This is a genomic window from Fimbriimonadaceae bacterium (assembly GCA_019638795.1).
In the GTDB taxonomy this organism is placed as follows: domain Bacteria; phylum Armatimonadota; class Fimbriimonadia; order Fimbriimonadales; family Fimbriimonadaceae; genus JAHBTB01.
This window is the reverse complement of the sequence record JAHBTB010000003.1, coordinates 93,978-110,363: the sequence shown is the minus strand read 5'-3', so window position 1 is coordinate 110,363 and position 16,386 is coordinate 93,978. Positions and strand designations below refer to the sequence as shown.

Annotated in this window: 16 protein-coding genes; 9 read left to right on the top strand and 7 right to left on the bottom strand. The window is 64.9% G+C overall.

Annotated features, from left to right (window positions below):
• Positions 1 to 2 precede the first annotated feature (2 nt).
• The 5 genes from KF857_05500 to mqnC all read right to left on the bottom strand — a co-directional run bounded on the left by KF857_05500 (position 3) and on the right by mqnC (position 5,658).
• A complete protein-coding gene (locus tag KF857_05500; protein MBX3111448.1) occupies positions 3 to 1,442 on the bottom strand; it encodes a DUF4139 domain-containing protein in 1,440 nt (479 codons plus the stop codon).
• 56 nt (positions 1,443 to 1,498) lie between these two features.
• The gene (gene dapA, locus KF857_05495) at positions 1,499 to 2,404 is read right to left on the bottom strand and encodes a 4-hydroxy-tetrahydrodipicolinate synthase (GenBank protein MBX3111447.1); all 906 of its coding nucleotides are present in this window, start codon (positions 2,402 to 2,404) and stop codon (positions 1,499 to 1,501) included.
• Between the two features lie 20 nt (positions 2,405 to 2,424).
• Positions 2,425 to 3,138, bottom strand: coding sequence for a (d)CMP kinase (gene cmk, locus KF857_05490; GenBank protein ID MBX3111446.1), 714 nt, complete (start codon positions 3,136 to 3,138; stop codon positions 2,425 to 2,427).
• Positions 3,119 to 4,399 (bottom strand): 3-phosphoshikimate 1-carboxyvinyltransferase, encoded by a 1,281-nt coding sequence (gene aroA, locus KF857_05485; GenBank protein MBX3111445.1) that lies wholly within the window; start codon positions 4,397 to 4,399, stop codon positions 3,119 to 3,121. Before aroA ends, cmk begins: the two co-directional genes overlap by 20 nt.
• A gap of 119 nt (positions 4,400 to 4,518) precedes the next feature.
• Positions 4,519 to 5,658 carry a dehypoxanthine futalosine cyclase gene (gene mqnC, locus KF857_05480; protein ID MBX3111444.1) on the bottom strand — a complete coding sequence of 380 codons (1,140 nt, stop codon included), beginning with the start codon at positions 5,656 to 5,658 and terminating at the stop codon, positions 4,519 to 4,521.
• Positions 5,659 to 5,760: 102 nt separating this feature from the next.
• On the opposite strand from mqnC, the gene KF857_05475 reads away from it, so the two are divergent.
• From KF857_05475 to KF857_05460, 4 genes are all read left to right on the top strand, one after another.
• The gene (locus KF857_05475; GenBank protein MBX3111443.1) at positions 5,761 to 6,282 is read left to right on the top strand and encodes a DUF1579 family protein; all 522 of its coding nucleotides are present in this window, start codon (positions 5,761 to 5,763) and stop codon (positions 6,280 to 6,282) included.
• Between the two features lie 63 nt (positions 6,283 to 6,345).
• Positions 6,346 to 6,789, top strand: coding sequence for an SRPBCC domain-containing protein (locus tag KF857_05470; GenBank protein ID MBX3111442.1), 444 nt, complete (start codon positions 6,346 to 6,348; stop codon positions 6,787 to 6,789).
• Positions 6,786 to 7,109, top strand: a complete 324-nt coding sequence (locus tag KF857_05465; GenBank protein MBX3111441.1) for a helix-turn-helix transcriptional regulator — start codon at positions 6,786 to 6,788, stop codon at positions 7,107 to 7,109. Before KF857_05470 ends, KF857_05465 begins: the two co-directional genes overlap by 4 nt.
• Positions 7,110 to 7,190: 81 nt before the next feature.
• Entirely contained in the window at positions 7,191 to 8,615 is a 1,425-nt protein-coding gene (locus tag KF857_05460) for a DUF4139 domain-containing protein (GenBank protein MBX3111440.1), read from the top strand.
• A 30-nt stretch (positions 8,616 to 8,645) separates the two neighbouring features.
• On the opposite strand, the gene KF857_05455 is transcribed toward KF857_05460, so the two are convergent.
• Complete coding sequence (locus tag KF857_05455; GenBank protein ID MBX3111439.1) at positions 8,646 to 9,182, bottom strand: LemA family protein; 537 nt, start codon at positions 9,180 to 9,182, stop codon at positions 8,646 to 8,648.
• Positions 9,183 to 9,191: 9 nt separating this feature from the next.
• Positions 9,192 to 9,638, bottom strand: coding sequence for a hypothetical protein (locus KF857_05450; protein MBX3111438.1), 447 nt, complete (start codon positions 9,636 to 9,638; stop codon positions 9,192 to 9,194).
• On the opposite strand from KF857_05450, the gene purL reads away from it, so the two are divergent.
• From purL to phoU, 5 genes are all read left to right on the top strand, one after another.
• Positions 9,628 to 11,898, top strand: a complete 2,271-nt coding sequence (purL, locus tag KF857_05445; GenBank protein MBX3111437.1) for a phosphoribosylformylglycinamidine synthase subunit PurL — start codon at positions 9,628 to 9,630, stop codon at positions 11,896 to 11,898. The genes KF857_05450 and purL overlap by 11 nt on opposite strands.
• Positions 11,899 to 11,911: 13 nt before the next feature.
• Positions 11,912 to 13,861 carry a tetratricopeptide repeat protein gene (locus KF857_05440; protein MBX3111436.1) on the top strand — a complete coding sequence of 650 codons (1,950 nt, stop codon included), beginning with the start codon at positions 11,912 to 11,914 and terminating at the stop codon, positions 13,859 to 13,861.
• A complete protein-coding gene (locus KF857_05435) occupies positions 13,861 to 14,721 on the top strand; it encodes an NAD(+)/NADH kinase (protein ID MBX3111435.1) in 861 nt (286 codons plus the stop codon). The genes KF857_05440 and KF857_05435 overlap by 1 nt, the downstream gene beginning before the upstream one ends.
• Positions 14,714 to 15,637, top strand: a complete 924-nt coding sequence (locus KF857_05430; GenBank protein MBX3111434.1) for an ABC transporter ATP-binding protein — start codon at positions 14,714 to 14,716, stop codon at positions 15,635 to 15,637. The genes KF857_05435 and KF857_05430 overlap by 8 nt, the downstream gene beginning before the upstream one ends.
• A gap of 62 nt (positions 15,638 to 15,699) precedes the next feature.
• Complete coding sequence (phoU, locus tag KF857_05425; GenBank protein MBX3111433.1) at positions 15,700 to 16,374, top strand: phosphate signaling complex protein PhoU; 675 nt, start codon at positions 15,700 to 15,702, stop codon at positions 16,372 to 16,374.
• The last annotated feature ends 12 nt before the right edge of the window (positions 16,375 to 16,386 follow it).

Here is a 16,386-nt window from a genome sequence, read left to right as displayed (position 1 = left end):
GCTCAGTCCCACTCGGTCTCGATCGTGTAGGTCACCGTTTTCACTTCGTTCGGCTTCAGGTCCACGACAAACTCGTAGATCTGAGAATCGAGCCACTTGCCGTCCATGCTCTGCTTGATGACCTTGTGGTCGCCCCAGTGCCGCTCCCACACATGCACCGTCTCCGGGGTCTCCTTGCGGTTGCGCAGTTCGATCTCAAAGGACTCGCGGGCGGCCCAGCCGCGGCGGATCCACTCGAAGCTCGTGCGTTTGCGTTCGACGACGATGTCGAAGGCGTTACCGACGCGGAGGCTGACCTCTTCTTCCTTCGGCGTGTGGTCGATCGCGTCCTCGCCGAGCATCTGCAGGGATCCTGAGCTGTCGGTCTGGAAGACCTTGAAGGTGCCCTTCGGAAGCGGCATACCCAGCTGGTTCTCCTTCGAGTTCTTGATCTGAAGGAAGATGACGGGTTTGATCGGGCCGGTGCCGACGACGCCTTCGTTCGGATAGACCGTGCCCATCCCCCACATCGCGTCGACAAGCAGCTTCTTGGTGACCTTGACGCCCGACGCCTCCAGGAGGCTGACCTGCTTCATCTCGTTGTTGCGGACGGTGGCTGGCCTGGTCAGGGTGTACAGGTGGTAGTCGGCGAACTGCTCCTGCGTCATGGGCGGCGCAGCCGGCTTGGCCGCACCGAACCCACCGCCGCCAAGTCCGCCCATCCCCATTTGTTGGACCACGCGGTTGACGTCGCCTGCGACAAGCTTGAGCTTGGTGTTTTCAAATGTGGCGCCGGAGTTGTTCGTCAAGGTGACCCAGCCCTGAAGGTCGCCCACTCGGCCGTCCTTGTCAAGGGACAGCACGTAGTCGCTTTGCCACGACATTCCGCGGGTCAAATAGCGCAGCTCGATGTTGTTGCGGCCCGCCTTCTCGCTGTCCAACATCCACATCAGGGTCGGTTTGCTGATCAGTCCGGCGGGCAACTTGTCCACCTGGATCTCGCCGACCGGGTTCAAGAGGATCTTGCCGTCGTCGGTGCGGATGACCATGCCGTTGTAGATGTTTGTGCTGGCACCGTTGCCCATGCTGACCACCGCCATGGGGGAACTGAGCAACGTGCCGTGGACGACGTCCTTCTTGCCGTTGTCGAACGTGCGGATAAACGTGACCGGTTGTCCGACTGCTTTCTGGAGGATGGCCGCCGGGCTGATCAGGTCGTACTGGTAGTTCTGTTCCAACACGTTGAACGACCCGGGGGCGGACAGGCTCTTGATCGCCACACTGTTCGCCTCGATCTGCTGGGCGACGTCTTCGACCCCCACGGACTGGACACCTGCCTTGAGGTCGAGGGACCGGTGCTCCTTGACCAAGGCGAAGCCACCGTTGTAAATGGTGAGCTCCGAACTCTCGGGGGCACTGGCGATAGCGGCAGCAAGAGTGATCGCGGTAGACAATAAAACCATCTCGTCAACTCTGACGGACGACCCCGTCCCCGCGCTTTGGATTTTTTTCTCGGGCCCTAAGCACCGACGGCCAGCAAGGCCAACGCCTGGTCCACGACCTGCTTTTCGGCCCCTGACAGTTCCACCAGGGGGAGCCGGACCGCCTCACACGCGAAGCCGGCCGTCCGGGCCAAGGCGTACTTGACCGGTACGGGCGACGGTGCGCTGAAGAGGGCGCGGAGCACGGGCAGGATCCGCCTGAACACCGTGACCGACCGCCCAGGGTCGCTGGCAAAGGCCTCGATCACTTCCTTCAATTCCGCGCCGACGACGTGGGCGGCCACGCTGACCAAGCCGTGCCCCCCCACCGCCAGGACGGCCGGGGTCAAAGCGTCGTCACCGGAATAGACCCGGAAGCCATCCGGGGCCTTGGCGCAAACGTCGGTGATCTGGCCGATGTTTCCGCTCGCCTCCTTGACCGCGACAATGTTCGGCACGTCGGCCAGGCGGAGCAGGGTGTCGGTGTCCAGGTTGATCGCCGACCGCGGCTGGATGTTGTAGAGCATCACCGGCAACCCCGTGGCGGCGGCGCAGGCGCGGAAGTGGGCCTCCAGGCCGGCCTGGCCCGGGCGGCTGTAGTACGGGTTGACGAACATCAGGCCGTGCGCACCCCGGTGTTCGGCCTCCTTGGCCATCAGGACGCTCTCGGCAGTGTTGTAGGTGCCGGCCCCGAAGACGACGGCGGCCCGTCCGCCGACGGCTTCCAAGACGACTTCGAGCAGCCGGAGCTTTTCATACTCGGTAAGGGTGGGCGACTCTCCCGTCGTGCCGTTCACGACGATGCCGTCGTTCTTTTGTTTGTCAACAAGGTGCGTGGCGACCTGTCCCGCCAAGTCGTAGTCCACCGCCCCGTTCTTGTCGAACGGAGTCAGCATCGCCGTCATCAACGTGCCCCAGTCGCGGGGGCCGAAGAACGCGCCCATGGGCGGAGTGTACTGGACAGTCAGCGGACGTCGGGGGTCAAGAGCCGGACGACCTCGCCCGCCACCTCGTCCGGTGTCTTGCCGTACGACTCGACGATGTGGGCGTCGGCAGCGAGCATCAGCGGGGAGTCCTCGCGCTTGTAGTCGCGCCAATCACGCTCGACGACTTCGAGGACGACCTTGCTCAGGGCCACGTCCATACCCTTGGCCCGGAACTCCAGCCAGCGACGGCGGGCGCGTTCCTCGATGCTGGCGGTCAGGAAGACCTTGAGGTCGGCGCTGGGGGCGACGACCGTCGTCACGTCGCGTCCCTCCAAGACGAACCCGCCCGGTTCCACGATCCGGCTCTGGGCTCCCGCCAGTTGACGCCGGACCCCGGGCACCACACTGATGCGACTGGCCGCCTCGCTGACCTCCAGGCTTCGGATCAGCCCGCTGACGTCCTCGCCGTCCAGAAGGACCGGGGCGGGGTCGCCCGGTCCGAACTCCAGGTGGGTGGAAGCGGTAAGGGCGACGACCCGGTCGACGGTCGGGGCCGAGTCCGGCCCATGCTCGTCGATGACGCTAAGGTCGATCGCCTGGCGCAGGCACTTGAGCGCGACGGCCCGGTACATCGCGCCGGTGTCCAGCATCTTCAGAGATAGTCGCTCGGCCAAGATCTTGGCGACGGTGGACTTGCCCGCCCCGGCGGGGCCGTCGATGGCAACGAGGAGTTCAGCGCGTCGCGAGGGCATGAAAGTGGTCCCAAAAGGTCGGGTAGCTGGTCAAAATGCTCTCCGCGCCATCAATTGTGGTCGTTCCTTCGGCGATCATGCCCGCCACGGCGAACGTCATCGCGATCCGGTGGTCTTCGGCAGCCTCGATCCTGGCCGCCTTGAGCCGGGTCGGGCCGTTGACCACGAAGCCGTCGTCGGTCGCCTCGATGTCGGCGCCCATCGCCCGCAGCCCTTCCGTGACCTTGGCGATGCGGTCGGTCTCCTTCACCCGCATCTCTTGCGCGTCGCGGACCACAGTGGTGCCGTGGCATTGGGTGGCGAGGACGGCGAGCACCGGTATCTCGTCGATCAGACGGGGGACAAGCGCCCCCTCGATGGTGAAGGGCCGCAGGTCCTGGACAAAGTGGACCTCGACGACGCCGACCGGTTCGCCGAGCTCGTCGCCGGTGGGATAGACCCCGACACCGGCTTGGGCCTGCCTCAGCACGTCGAGGACGCCTGTCCGCGTCGGGTTCAGCCCCACGTCCTTCAGCGTCACCTCCGATCCGGGGACGACGGCGGCGGCGACGAGCCAAAAGGCGGCGCTGCTGATGTCGCCGGGCACACGGAACTTGAAGCCGTCCCAGCCCGCCGCCTTGACCCCGACGGTGAGGCCGTCCTCGCGCAAGAGCGGCACGCCCAGGGCGGTGAACATCCGCTCGGTGTGGTCGCGGCTCAGGCTGGGTTCGGTCACCCAGGTCTCGCCTTCGGCGCGCAGCCCGGCAATGAGCAGGCAACTCTTGACCTGGGCGCTCGCCACTGGGCTGGTGTGGCGGACGCCACGGAGGTGAGTGCCGTGGACGCGAAGAGGCGCCTTCTCGCCGTCGATTTGGGCGCCCATCGCGGCGAGGGGCTTCACGACACGGCCCATCGGCCGCTTGCTCAAGCTGGAGTCGCCGACCAGGGTGGCGGACAGGCCCGGCCGGCCGGCCAAGGCACCGGCCAGCAACCGCATCGTGGTCCCGCTGTTGCCGCAATCGAGTTCTTCGGTCGGGGTCTGCCAGTCCTCGCGGCCCAGGATGTGCGTCCGACCCTTTTTGCGTTGGTGGGAGACCCCCATCTGGCCGACGATCCGCAGCGTCGCCTCGCAGTCCTCGCCCTCCAACGGGTTCTCGACGACGGTCTCGCCGCGCCCCATCGCGCCGAAGAGGTATGCCCGGTGGGTGAGGGACTTGTCACTCGGGGGCCTGACTTCTCCCTGGAGTTTCGGCACCTTCCCGACCTGCACTGTGCTGCTCACGACGGGGTTGATTGTGGCTGATCGGGTGGTGGCCGACCCGTCAGGGGTCACACCGAGGGCCGGTGGGCCGCGACGAGTCAAAGAAGGACGCCCCCTCCTGGGCCCGTCTACGCCAAGAGCTACAAGTACTCGTACCGCGTGTTCCGCTGGCGGGCCTCAAACCCGGCCTCATGGATGAGCCGGGTGAACTCCTCGGCATTGAGGATGAACTTGTTGCCCGCCGCCGAGACGACGTTTTCCTCGATCATCGTCGAGCCGAAGTCATTGGCCCCGTAGCCCAGCCCGAGCTGGGCGATCTTGGGCCCCTGGGTCAGGATCGAGAGCTGCACGTTGTCGAAGTTGTCGAGGAAGATGCGCGAGACGGCCAGTGTCCGCAGGTAGTCGAAGGACGACGCCTTGCGCGGGATGGGCAGATTAGTCTCCTCGGGCTGGAACGACCATGTGACGAAGGCCCGGAACGGTTGGCACTCGTCCTGGAGGTCGCGGATGCGGCCGAGGTGTTCGACCCGGTCTTCCATCGTCTCGACGTGGCCGAACATCATCGAAGCGGTCGACCGCATCCCGAGCCGGGAGGCGGTGCGCATGCAGTCCAGCCACTCGTCGGTCGTGTCTTTGTAGGGCGCGATGATCTTGCGCACGCGGTCGACGAGGATCTCTCCGCCCGCCCCGGGGATCGAGTGGTGGCCGACCGCCTTGAGCCGTTCCAGAGTCTGCTCCAGGGTCAGCTTGCTGATGTGGGCGATGTAGATGACTTCGGCCGGCGACAGGGCGTGCAGGACGACGTCGGGGTACCGCGACTTGATGAGGGAGAAGACACGCTCGTAGTAGTCGATCTTGAGCTTGGGGTTGAGGCCGCCCTGGAACAAGATCTCCGTCCCCCCCTGGGCGACGGTGTCACCGACCTTCTCAAGGATCTCCTCGTCGGTCAGTGTGTAGCCTTCGGCGTGGCCGGGGACGCGATAGAACGCGCAAAACCGGCAACGCACCCAGCAGACGTTGGTGTAGTTGAGGATGCGGCCGATCAGGTAGCTGACCGTCTTGGTCCGGTCGACCGGTCCGCCCGGGGCGTCGACCATCGGTGTGCCCGCACCGCGACCGCTCAGGGCCCACTTGCGCCGTTCGTCGGCAAGGGCGGCGAGGTCGACCAAGCTGGGATGGTTGAACAGAAACGTCGCGTCCGTGGCGTCGACGCGCTCACCGGCATAGACCTTGTCGGCGATGCTCTCGATGCTGACGGGAGGGAGTGCGGTGGAAGCCATGGCGACTCATGTGATCTTGGCACGGACGGCACATTTGACGTTAGGGCAAAAAGAGCAATGAATGTCTACTATTTGCGACAGAGTCCGGGTAAAGTCGCCGCCATGCGAAAGGTTCTTTCTGCCCTCGCCCTTACATGCCTCGTCGCTGCCAGCTTCGCCCAAGCCCCGGACCAAGAGCCGCCCAAGGAGATCAAAGACCTCTCCTGGTTAGTCGGCACCTGGACGGGCACCTCGGCCATGGACATGGAAGGCCAGAAGGCGGACGTCCAAGTCAGCGTCACGGTGACCATGGACATGAAGTTCATCAAGATGGTCTCGGTCAACGACATGGGCTTCTTCAAGCTCAACGAGGTGACCTACCTCCACTGGGACGCCAAGGCGAAGAAGTACGGGATGAGTTCGTACACCGACATGGCCGACACGCCCCGCGTCGAGGAAGGCGAGTACAAGGACGGTGCGCTTGTCACCGTAAGCAAACCTTGGGACGTTCCGGGGATGCCCGAACCCACCACCAGCCGCTCGACGATGAAGAAGGTCTCCGACACCGAGATCACGATCATCCTGGAGTTCAAGCAAGGCGACAAGTGGGTCCAGGTGATGAAAGGCAACGTCAAGAAGAAGTAGGCCCGCCGGTCTGCGGCCTGGACTTGACACGTGCTGTCTTCATATGCAACCATAGAGTTGCATATGAAGACACGCACTGACTTCATCGGTAGAGAGATCATCATCAAGGCTCCCCGCGAGCGCGTCTGGGAGTCTGTCCGTCATCCCGACGGCATGGCCAAGTGGTTTTTCAACAGTTGGCGTGGCGAGTGGGAGGTCGGCAAGACCGTCTGGTTCTACTTCGACGGGTACGGCGAGATTCCGGCCATCCCGACCGAGATCAGCGACGAGCGGGTCTCGTTCGCTTGGACACGGTACTCCGAAGAGACCGCGGACCCGACCCTGGACGACTTTGCCCTCCGTGTCACGTTCGAGGTGTTCGACCACGCCGAAGGCACTCTCCTCAAAGTGCTTGAGACCGGCTACAACAACATGAGCGAAGATGACTATGCCAAGGAGTTTCCCGACCACGAGGAAGGGTGGACGATGGAGCTTGGCGAACTGGTCGCTTCGGTCGAGACGCAATGAGCGCCGAGGCTGTCGCCGTGTTCGCCGCCTTGGGAGACGGCGTGCGGGCCACGATCGTGGAACGCCTCGCTCGGGAGGGGCAGGTACCCGCGACGTCTTTGGCCGAAGGCTTGCCGGTGACGCGGCAGGCCGTGGCCAAACATGTCCTCGTGCTTCGCGCATCCGGCCTGGTGTCGGTCCGCAAGGACGGTCGTCGCCAGTTGGTCTCCTTGCAGCCGGAGAAGCTGGACGTCGCACAAGAGTGGCTCGCCCGGCGGGCTCGGATGTGGGACGACCGGCTGGCCGCCCTCAGGGACTTGGTCGAAGGCTCGGAGGGATGAGGCGGGGCGGGCGATTTGTCAGAATGGCCCGCCCATCAAACTTTGATGTCATGCTCACTCGTCAGAGGGGTTAGCATGCTTATGTTCACTGCAGCAGTCACTTTGGCCGCCAGCGTCGCAAGCGCACCGATCGACAGCGAGCTCACGATCTACAACGGGGGGTTCGCCCTGGTCAAGCAGCGCCGGACGCTGGACCTCAAGGCCGGAGTCCAGTCGGTCGGCGTCGAAGACGTGGCCCAGTTGATCGAGGCGAACAGTGTCGCGATCCGTAGCCTTTCGGCACCGGGCTCGTTCAACGTCCTCGAACAGAACTACCAGTACGACCTCGTCAGCCCGATCGCCATTCTCAACAAGGCGGTCGGCCAACAGGTGACGTTCATCCGCACTCTCGACAACGGCTCGCGGGACGTGGTCAAGGGCAAGTTGCTCAGTTCACCGACCGCCATGGTCAGCCAGGGCGACGGCCGGAGCAACTACACCTACAACGGCATGGTCATCCAGACCGCCGACGGCAAGATCCTCTTGAACCCGAGCGGCGAGGTCCAGGTCGACTCGTTGCCCGCCGGACTGATCAGCAAGCCGACTTTGATGTGGCTGCTGGACAGCGAGAAGGCCGGTCGGAACGACATCGAGTTGAGCTACCTGACCCAGGGTATGGGGTGGAAGAGCGACTATGTCCTGTCGTTGGACAAGGACGGCAAAGTCGGGGACCTGAAGGGTTGGGTCACGCTGACGAACAACTCCGGGGTCAGCTATGAGAACACCAAGCTCAAGCTTTTGGCCGGTGATGTCAACCGGGCGCGGCCCCAGGAGATGGCGGCCCCACGCGGCGGTCGCGTGATGGCCAAGGAGATGGACATGCGGGAGGAGCAGTTTGGCGACTACCACCTCTACACTCTGCCGCGTCCCGCGACGGTGCGCAACAACGAGATGAAGCAGGTCAGCCTGCTGGAGTCCACGGGCATCCAGGTGAGCAAGAAGCTCCTCGTCGACGCGATGTTCCCGTTCCGGGGCGGTTACTACCCCAATGAAGGCGTCGTGGGCACGGGCGACATCAAGCCGACCATCTTTTTGGAGATCATGAACACGAAGGCCAACAAGCTGGGCTTGGCCTTACCCAAGGGCACCTTCAAGGTGTTCCAAACGGACAGTTCGGGGTCGCTCCAGATGCTGGGCGAGGACTCGATCGACCACACACCGAAGGACGAGAAGGTGAGCCTGCGCGTCGGCCAGGCGTTTGATGTCCGGGTCAACCGTAAGCGCACCGCCTTTGAGTGGCTCAGGCGGGGCAAGGCTTGCCGCGAGACTTTCCAAATCGAGGTGCGCAACCGCAAGGACACGCCAGAGACGGTGACGGTTTGGGAACGCCATTGGGGCGAGCACAAGGTCACCAAGCAGAACATGGAAGGGAAGTGGCTGGACAACGACACCCTGGAGTACGTCGTCCACTTGGCAGCCAACGAAGTCAAAACGGTCGAGTACACGATCGAGACATCTTGGGACTAGGTTCCCGACCGTCTGGTCAGGGGCCGCCGCTCAGGCGCGGTCCCTGACCCGGAACCGGGCGTTATAGCCGAACTGCTCGCGGGGCCGCATGTGAAAGGCACGGCGCACCATCCGGTTCCTCCGCCGGGACAGCCTGGCGTTGTAGGAGTCCGCGACGTCGTTGTAGTACTGCTTGGCAAAGACCACCTTGTCTTCGACCGTCAGCCAACGCCGTTGGTACACCTCAAGGTTTTCCGGGTCGTCGACCCGGGCGCGCACGGAGTGGAACCCGGTGAGGATTGCGGCGGACAGGGCGTCTTCGGCACGGGCCCGGGTGGCCAGGTCAGATGATTCCCGGGCGAGCCGGGCGGCGGTAAGGACGCCGTCGGCGACGGATTGGTCCCATAAGCCGAACTGGTCCATGAACAAGACGAGGTCGTAGGCGAGGGCGTGCCGTTGCCCGAGCAGGGCCTCTACTTGGCGCCAAGCCTCGTCGGCCCGGCGACGTGACACGGCGAGATCCCGATGGATCCAAACGCCGGCGGCGAGGACCACGGCAAGACAGAAGGCAGCCGCGTATCCGTTCATGGGGTCTTGCTAACCTGAAGTACGTCCATCGTCGGCGGATGGTTTCGTGCGTACAAGGCGCACCGGGTCGCGGTTGAAGTCGGCGGGGTCGACGAGTTTGGCCGAACCGTCGTCCAAGGGCTCCAATCGCACATCGGCGTACTGACGCTTCACTTCGGGCGGTTGCCGGTCCATGGGCTGGCCGAGGACCTTGTGGAAGCGCAAGGTCAAGCCAGGGCTGTCGGACAGGACCTCGCCTTCGGCGGGGATGCCCCCCCGGACAAGGACGAAGCTCCCGTCCTCCCGGACGGTGAGCTTGACGGCCCTCAAAGTCTTGGCCACGGTGTCATCGGGGCCGGTCGTCGTCGAGGCGGGCAACTCGCCCACCCACTCGCCCCGCCAGTCCCGCGGCGCCGGGCCGCAGGAGGCCAGGAGCACTCCCAGCACGACGGATATACTGATCCGGATGGCTGCCACCGCCCCTGCAATCTACCTGTCGATGGGGCTGAACGAGTCGGAATACAACCTCCTGGTCCAATTGATGGGCCGAGAACCGACCCTGACCGAACTCGGGATGTTCGCCGTCATGTGGAGCGAGCACTGCGGCTACAAGTACTCGCGGCCCGTCCTCGCCTACTTCAAGGAGTACAAGAAGGCGATGGAGGGCGAGGGGCTGGAGAACGCCGGCGTCGTCGACATGGGCGACGGGCTCGGCGTCGTCATGAAGGTCGAGAGCCACAACCATCCGTCTGCCGTCGAGCCTTACCAAGGCGCCGCGACCGGCGTGGGCGGCATTATCCGCGACATCTTCACGATGGGGGCCCGCCCCATCGCCAGCCTGAACTCGTTGCGGTTCGGCCCCGTCGAGCCGGGCCAGGCCAGCCCGGAAGTCGTCGCACGGAACCGCTACCTGTTTGAACATGTCGTCGCCGGGATCGGCGGATACGGGAACTGCGTCGGCGTACCGACGGTGGCGGGTGAAGTTTCGTTCCACCCTCGATACAGTGGCAACCCGCTTGTCAACGCGATGTGCGTCGGGATCGTCAAGCTGGACGAGGTCGCCTCTGCCTCGGCCGGTGGGGTGGGGAACCCGGTCATTTACCTCGGGAGCGCCACCGGGAAGGACGGCATCCACGGTGCGACTTTCGCCAGCGACACGCTGGGCGAAGACAGCGACGCCAAGCGGCCCAACGTCCAGATCGGCGACCCGTTTGCGGAGAAGCTGCTGATTGAAGCGACCTTGGAGGCCCTTCGGACAGGGGCGGTCCAGGCGATCCAGGACATGGGGGCGGCGGGACTGACCTGCTCGACGGTGGAGATGTCCAGCAAGGGCGGGGTCGGTATGGCGGTCGACCTGGACCTTGTCCCGATGCGCGAGGCGGACATGTCGGCCTATGAGCTGATGCTGAGCGAGAGCCAAGAACGCATGCTCGCCGTCGCCCACCGGGGGAGGGAGCAGGAAGTCATCGACGTGTTCCACAAGTGGGGCGTGCACGCGGTGGTGATCGGCCATGTGACCGACGACGGCTTGGTCACGGTCACCCGGCACGGCAAGGTGGAGGCGCAGGTCACGGCCAAGCACCTCACCGACTTTTGCCCGACCTACACGGTGGAGCCGGCGGTGCCGGACTACCACGAAAAAGCCAAGAGGTTCGACCCGTCTTCGTTGCCCGCGACCGACCACCGCGAAGCCCTGCTCGCCCTGCTGGCCAGCCCCAACATCGCGGACAAAACCCACGTCTACCGTCAGTACGACCAGCAGGTCCAGACCCAGACCGTCCTGGTCCCCGGACAGGCCGACGCTGCCGTGCTTGCCCCGCGGGGGACCAAAAAGGGCCTGGCGGTGAAGATCGACGGCAACGCCCTGCACACCTACTTCGACCCGTACGCCGGCGGGGTCGGGGCAGTCGCCGAGGCGGCCCGCAACGTGGCCTGCACCGGAGCCAAGCCGGTGGCGGCGACCGACGGCCTGAACTTCGGCAACCCGCAGTCTCCCCAGGTCTATTGGCAGTTTGAGCGGGCCGTGCGCGGTATCGCCGACGCGTGCGACGCCCTGGGGACACCAGTGGTCAGCGGCAACGTCAGCTTCTATAACGAAAGTTCCCTCGGCGAGGTCTTGCCGACACCGCTGGTCGGCGTCGTCGGCATCCTTGAGGACGCGGCAGACCGCGTGCCCGGTCGGGCCGGGCCCGGTCTCACCGTCGGGGTGCTGAGCTATCCCCTGGCGCCGGTCCAGCAGGGACTTGGGGCCAGCGCGTTCATGGCGACCGTCCACGGGGTCGAGGACGGCCTTCCGACCCCCGCCGACCTGGCTGGCGAGAAGGCGCTCCACGGCGTCCTGGTCGACTTGGCCAAGGCACGACTGGCCGCCAGCGCCCACGACGTCAGTGAGGGCGGGATTGCGGTCGCCCTGGCCGAGTCCCTGAAGCAAGGGACGGGGCTAAGGGCCGACCTTGGCGGGCTCCCCGTCGCGGGGGGGCTTACCGACGACGCCTTGCTCTTTGGCGAGTTCCCTGGTCATGTCGTGGTGCTCACGTCCGACCCCCAGGGAGTCGCCCGTCTTGTCGCGGGCCGGACGGAGTGGACGGTGGTCGGGTCCACCGACGATAGCGGCGAGGTCACGGTCAGCCGACAATCCAAGGTGTTGCTGTCGGTGACCGAGGCGGAACTCTCTGGCGCGTCGGCCCGAGGTTTGGAAGACGCCCTGACGAACCCGATCGAAGCGGCAGACGTCTGAGGCAGGTGGGACAATGAGAATCCGAGAGACATTGTTGTTCGGCGTCGCGGCGCTCGCCGTGTTCGCGGTCGCCCAACAAGACCCCAAGACGGGGAAGCCAGCCCAACCGGCCCGCAATGTGGCAGAGAACATTGACGGTTCTCCCGTCAACGTCGAGGTCCAGAACGCGGTGGCCAAGGCCGCTGAGGCCTATCTCTCGGCGAGCACGGACGCGGCCCGCGAGGCTGCGCTCAAGACCCTGGAAGAACTGCACACCAAAGACGCCAAGAACCTCGGAGCCGCGACTTGGCTGGGATACGCCTATCTGAAGGACGCCGAGTACGAGAAAGCCGTCCTAGTCTTGACCCCGACGGTCGGTAAGAGCAAGGACAAGCTGGTCAACAAGGCCAACCTCCGCAACTTGGCGTCGGCCCAATACGAACTGAAGGAGTACGACAAGGCCGCGGCGTCGTTGACGGCTTACACGGCCGAGAACCCTGACGACGCTTTCGGTTACGCGTTCCTTGGCTCGTGTTATGTCCAGGCGGGCAAGTTCGCTGAGGCGTCCGAGGTGCTGAAGAAGGCCGACGAACTCAGTGCCCTCTCCCCCAGCCTGCGCAAGACGGTGCGGACGGACCTCGGCGTGGCCCTGGTCCAAGCGGGAAGAAACGACGAGGCGCTCGCCGTTTTCGAGAAAGTCCTTGTCGACGACCCCGACAACGTCAACGTCTTGGCCTGGGTGGGCCACGCCTACTTGGAGTCGAAGCAGACCGACAAGGCGGTCAACGTCCTTTCCCGGGCCCATCGGCTTTCCCCCCAAAACAAGCTTGTCGCGACGAACCTGGCCGCCGCATACCAGCAGAAGGGCGACACCGCCGGCGCGCTCGCCGCGTATCGAGACCTCAGCGTCCTGACCCCGGACGACCCGACCGTTTGGTACAACTACGGCAGCCTCCTGCTTCGAAAAGGTGACTATGCCGGTGCGCAGACCGCGTTGAGGACCAGCATCAAGCTGAAGGACGACGCCGCCACCCAGAACAACTTGGGCCAGGCACTCGAGAAGTCGGGCGACCTGAAGTCCGCCGCCCAAGCCTATGGGGCTGCGAGCGACCTCAAAGCCGACAACATCGACTACGCACGCAATGCGGGGACGACGTACTTGAAGGCAGGTGACCCCGACAAGGCGCTCACCTACTACCTCCGCGCGGTGAACCTGGGTGACTCCGACCCGTCGTCACGGTTGGCGGTGGCCGAGGCCTATCTGGGGGCGGGCCGCAACAAAGACGCCCTGGACCTCATGCAAAGCCTGGAGCCCTCGATGGGCGACAACGCGACCTACTGGTTCAATCGGGGCGTGCTCCAGGGAAAGACCGGAGACTGGGCGGGGGCGCAGACCAGTTATGAGAAGTGCCTCGCGATCACACCGGGCGACCGTGACGCGGCGATGAACCTGGGGCTCGTGCTCTATCGCCGTGAGGAGTACCTGAAGGCGGCCGAGGTCTTTGAAAAACTCGCGAAGGCAAAGGACGACCGGGCGGCGATGAAGAACTGGGCGGCGAGCCTCGCCTCGGCCGACCACCTGCCGGAGGCGATCACGGTTTGGAAGGACCTACTCCACAAGGACGAGAAGAACACAATGGTGCGGCTCGACCTTGCCGACGCGCTGTGGAACACCGGCGACAACCAGGGGGCGCGCTACCACTACGCGGTCGTGCTCCAGACTGAGCCCAAGAACGCCCGCGCCCTGAACGGGCTCGGCCTGTGGTACCTTTTGCAGAGCCAGAACCGGGAAGCCGAAAGGATGTTCCGCCAGGCCACCGAGGCCAAACCGGACTTTGCTTACGCCTTCAACAATTTGGCGATCACCCTGGAGCGGTTGAACAGGGTCCCAGAGGCGATCAAGGCCCTCGAGACGGCGGTGCGGCTCAAGCCCGACTTTGAGGAGGCCAAGAAGAACCTGGCCCGACTGAAGCCGACATCGTAGTGCGCGTCCACCTCCTGGTCAACCTGTTCCGCCCCGACGCGGTGAAAGCGGCTGTCACCACCGTCGATATGTTGCGCCAAAAGCGGGTGCATGTCGCGGCGGACCGCGAGGCCGCCCCATTGCTCAGTTGCGACCCGGTCTCACCGGACGAGTTGCCCGCATGCGACCTGGTCATCACCTTTGGCGGAGACGGGACGCTGATCCGGGCCGCCCACATGTGCGCCGAGGCAGGCACCCCCATCTTGGGTGTCTATTACGGCCGGTTTGGGTTCGTCACCCAGTGCATGCCGCACGAAGTCGGCGCGGCAGTCAGCCAGTTTTTGGACGACAACGCCACCATCGAGGAGCGGATGATGGTGCAGACCGACATCATCCGCGGCGACAAGGTCGTCGCGTCCCTGCATTCGCTGAACGAAGCCGCCGTGCAGCGGTCGGCGACCACGCGGATGCTGACGTTCGAGGTCTTGGTGAACGGCCGCGTCCTGTCGCGGTATCCCGCGGACGGCGTGATGGTCGCCACACCGACCGGATCGACCGCCTACAACCTGTCGGCAGGCGGCCCGGTCGTCGACCCGAGCATCGAGGCAATGCTCATCGTCGCGATCATGCCCCACACCCTGTCGGCACGCCCACTGGTCATCCGTCCCGACGCCACGATCGACGTCCTGATCGAGACGCGCGGCGACGCCGTGCTCTCGTGCGACGGGCAAAGCCGGTTGCACCTGCTCAGCGGTGACGCCGTCCGGGTGACCCGCTCACCGCGCCGGACCCGCCTTGTCTGCGTCGACGACGCCGACTTCTATGAGAAACTGGCCCAACGCTTCCAGTGGAGCAAAGGGCCGAAGGGGATCGATGTCTAACGTCGCAGAACAGACCGTGCTCGCCGTCCATGAGGCGGAGGTGACCTTCACGACGCCGTCGGGTCAGGTAAGGGCCCTCGACGGGGTGTCGCTGAAACTTGACGCCGGGGAGACCTTGGCCGTCGTCGGCGAGTCTGGCTGCGGCAAGACGACCTTGGCCCGGGCGGTGCTCGGTCTCCAGCCGATGTCGAGCGGCTCGATCGACGTCGGCGGGGTCAGGGTGACGCGGCCGACGGCCGACCAAGCGTCCCGGATCGGCATGGTATGGCAAGACCCCTTTGCCAGCGTCGACCCCCTCTGGAAGGTGCGCAAGATCCTTGGCGAGCCGCTGGCCTTGGCAGGTCGGACAGGCGACCTGGACGCTCTGATGCGCGAAGTCGGGCTCGACCCTGTCTTGGCCGACCGGTACCCCCACCAACTTTCCGGCGGCCAACGCCAGCGGGTGGCGATCGGCCGGGCCCTCGCGTTACGCCCGCCCCTCTTGCTGTGTGACGAGCCGACCGCGGCACTTGACCTCAGCATCCAGGCTCAGATCCTTAACCTCATCAAGGACATCCAGCGTGACCGGGGGATCGCCGTCCTCTACATCTCCCACGACCTGACCACGGTCCGCTATCTGGCCGACCGGGTGGCGGTCATGTACCTGGGGCGCGTCGTGGAGGAAGGCACGGCCGAGCAGGTCTTCGGCCAGCCGGCGCACCCTTATACCAAGGCCTTGCTTGACTCGGCCCCTACCCTGGAGAAACTTGGCCACCTGCCCGAAGCTACGACTGGTGAGACGCCCGTGGCCCGGGGCCGCTTCGACGGTTGCCGGTTCGCCAACCGGTGCCCTTACGCCGACGACACCTGCCGCACGGTGGACCCGCCGCCCTCCGCAGTGACGGGGCATCGAGCCTGGTGTCATAAGCCCTTATGACCTTTGGCGTCGGCGCAGGCTCCGTTTAGGTAGCCTCGTGCGTCCTTACCGCACATATCCTGATGGACTCGCCGCACCCTGCGCGCCACGCCTTCAATGCTCAGATCGCCGAGCTAGAGCAAGACGTCCTGGAGATGGCCAGCAAGGCCGACTCCATGGTCGGCCGTGCCACCGACGCGCTGATTTCGCTGGACACGGACGCGGCCCTGGCCGTGGTCCACAGTGACAACGAAATCGACCGTTTGGACCTCGACATCGAGGCCAAATGCCTCCGGATCCTTGCCCTGCAGCAGCCCATGGGCAGCGACCTCCGCGAGATCGGGGCGGTCATGAAGATCGTCACCGACCTGGAGCGAATCGGCGACTTGGCCGTCGACCTCGCCAAGTCGGGCATGAAGATCGAGAAGGAGATGGGCGAGACCGGCTATGTGGACATGCGCCGCATCAGCAACGTGGCCCGGCAGATGATCCGCTCCGCCCTGCAGGCGTTCATCAAGCGGGACGGCTCTCACCTGAACGAAGTCGAAGAGTTGGAAGAGCAGGTCGACGGCATGTACCGCGACCTGAGGGGCCAGATCCACGATTACATGCGGCACCGGCCCGACCAGGTCGTCGCGGCGAGTTGGCTCTTGCTTGCCGTCCACCATGTCGAGCGGGTCGCCGACCATGCGGTGAACATTGCCGAGCGCGTCGGCTTTATGGTCACGGGAGAGCTCAAGCAACTGGCCGAGGACTGAGCCTTTGGCGAC

Coding starts and splice junctions, on each gene's coding strand:
- purL (MBX3111437.1), top strand. CDS start 9,628: ATGGCTGCCACCGCCCCTGCAATCTACCTGTCGATGGGGCTGAACGAG.
- cmk (MBX3111446.1), bottom strand. CDS start 3,138: ATGCCCTCGCGACGCGCTGAACTCCTCGTTGCCATCGACGGCCCCGCC.
- KF857_05430 (MBX3111434.1), top strand. CDS start 14,714: ATGTCTAACGTCGCAGAACAGACCGTGCTCGCCGTCCATGAGGCGGAG.
- KF857_05460 (MBX3111440.1), top strand. CDS start 7,191: ATGTTCACTGCAGCAGTCACTTTGGCCGCCAGCGTCGCAAGCGCACCG.
- KF857_05465 (MBX3111441.1), top strand. CDS start 6,786: ATGAGCGCCGAGGCTGTCGCCGTGTTCGCCGCCTTGGGAGACGGCGTG.
- KF857_05500 (MBX3111448.1), bottom strand. CDS start 1,442: ATGGTTTTATTGTCTACCGCGATCACTCTTGCTGCCGCTATCGCCAGT.
- KF857_05455 (MBX3111439.1), bottom strand. CDS start 9,182: ATGAACGGATACGCGGCTGCCTTCTGTCTTGCCGTGGTCCTCGCCGCC.
- phoU (MBX3111433.1), top strand. CDS start 15,700: ATGGACTCGCCGCACCCTGCGCGCCACGCCTTCAATGCTCAGATCGCC.
- mqnC (MBX3111444.1), bottom strand. CDS start 5,658: ATGGCTTCCACCGCACTCCCTCCCGTCAGCATCGAGAGCATCGCCGAC.
- KF857_05475 (MBX3111443.1), top strand. CDS start 5,761: ATGCGAAAGGTTCTTTCTGCCCTCGCCCTTACATGCCTCGTCGCTGCC.
- dapA (MBX3111447.1), bottom strand. CDS start 2,404: ATGGGCGCGTTCTTCGGCCCCCGCGACTGGGGCACGTTGATGACGGCG.
- KF857_05470 (MBX3111442.1), top strand. CDS start 6,346: ATGAAGACACGCACTGACTTCATCGGTAGAGAGATCATCATCAAGGCT.
- KF857_05440 (MBX3111436.1), top strand. CDS start 11,912: ATGAGAATCCGAGAGACATTGTTGTTCGGCGTCGCGGCGCTCGCCGTG.